The 836-nt window shown below is 43.1% G+C and carries 1 protein-coding gene; it reads right to left on the bottom strand.

Annotation, left to right across the window (positions count from 1 at the left end; translation table 11 throughout):
• A partial coding sequence (locus tag A3756_RS12640) for a nitrate- and nitrite sensing domain-containing protein (RefSeq protein WP_197481294.1) occupies positions 1-836 on the bottom strand: 836 nt, incomplete at both ends.

Genomic DNA, 836 nt, shown 5'->3' with positions numbered 1-836 from the left:
GATATCGCCAGGTCACCTTGTCTAATGTGGTCGACAGAAGAAATAAATCCACCAATAATACGCTCAACATCAGCCGCAAGTGAGCCTAGCCTCTGTTTAACTCTTTGCTCCGCACTAGCACCAGAGTTATAAGAAGTTAGCAGACCTTTGTAATTGACATCAACACCGACTTTCAATTCAGTCAATCGATTTAGTTGGGCCTGCCCAATTTCCTGATTAGCAATGACACCTGAGCCCAAGCCTCTAGCCTGGCCCATATTTTCGACCAGGGCTGGAATCTTGTTGACCACCAAGTCCATGCTATAGAAACTGCCTAACTCAGGATCAAGTATTAGGTTCGAGGTATCGCCAGCGTGAATTATCAGGTTTAGCACATCACTAATAAGGTCAGAGTGGCGAGAAAAACTGGCTTTAGCCTCAAGGCTAAATGCTATTCCCTTCAAACTGTCCCACTTCCTTTGAATCGCTTTGAACTTGCTAGAAGCTTGTAACTTTTCTCCTAATCTGGCGTCAACTTCTTTAGCCTCATCAAACAAATCGTTTATCTTTTGCCTTACAGACAATATTTTGGGTTCAAAAGAAGCGTCACCATTCAGATAAGCGTTAGTCATACCACGGTGTTGTGGAATAAACTGGAGTAGCTGTCTCATCGGTCGAATATATTCGACGCCGACGAGCTCCTGTTTAGAGAACTCTATTTGATCATATTGCTGAGCCAAGGTATTCACGACCAAAGCACTCAACATTAAGAGTACTGCACCCAGAAACATAAACTGCTGAGTGAGTTTAATATTGCTTAACTTAGGAAGGTGTTGAGTAAATCCCGACTTAACAAC

This window comes from Oleiphilus sp. HI0086, assembly GCF_001635225.1.
The sequence above is the reverse complement of the archived record's forward strand: the minus strand, read 5'-3'. Positions and strand labels throughout refer to the sequence as shown.